A 451-nucleotide genomic window follows, 5' to 3' on the forward strand; every position below is an offset into this window, starting at 1 on the left:
ACCTGCCATTTGATTAACCGAATCGGTCAAATCTTTCCATGTTCCGGCAACTCCGGGAACATTTGCTTGTCCACCAAGTTTTCCTTCGGTACCAACTTCACGTGCCACACGAGTTACCTCAGAGGCAAATTCACGAAGCTGATCCACCATTGTGTTCAGGGTTTCTTTTAATTGCAGAATTTCCCCGCGAACGTCAACGGTAATTTTTCTGGACATATCTCCGTTGGCAACGGCAATCGCCACATCGGCAATATTACGTACCTGTGCGGTAAGATTTCCTGCCATTTGATTAACAGAGTCTGTTAAATCTTTCCAGGTTCCTGCAACTCCGGGAACGTTGGCTTGTCCTCCCAGTTTTCCTTCGGTACCAACTTCTCGAGAAACCCTTGTTACTTCGGAAGCAAAGCCTCGAAGCTGATCCACCATCGTATTAATTGTATTTTTTAACTCT

At 45.7% G+C, this 451-nt stretch carries 1 protein-coding gene; it reads right to left on the reverse strand.

Going from position 1 to position 451, the window contains the following annotated elements; translation table 11 throughout:
* Positions 1-451: HAMP domain-containing protein (locus FLAPXU55_RS00120; protein WP_180855875.1), on the reverse strand; the 451-nt coding region annotated here is incomplete at both ends.

Origin of the sequence: Flavobacterium panici, from assembly GCF_903819335.1 — a bacterium.
In the GTDB taxonomy this organism is placed as follows: domain Bacteria; phylum Bacteroidota; class Bacteroidia; order Flavobacteriales; family Flavobacteriaceae; genus Flavobacterium; species Flavobacterium panici.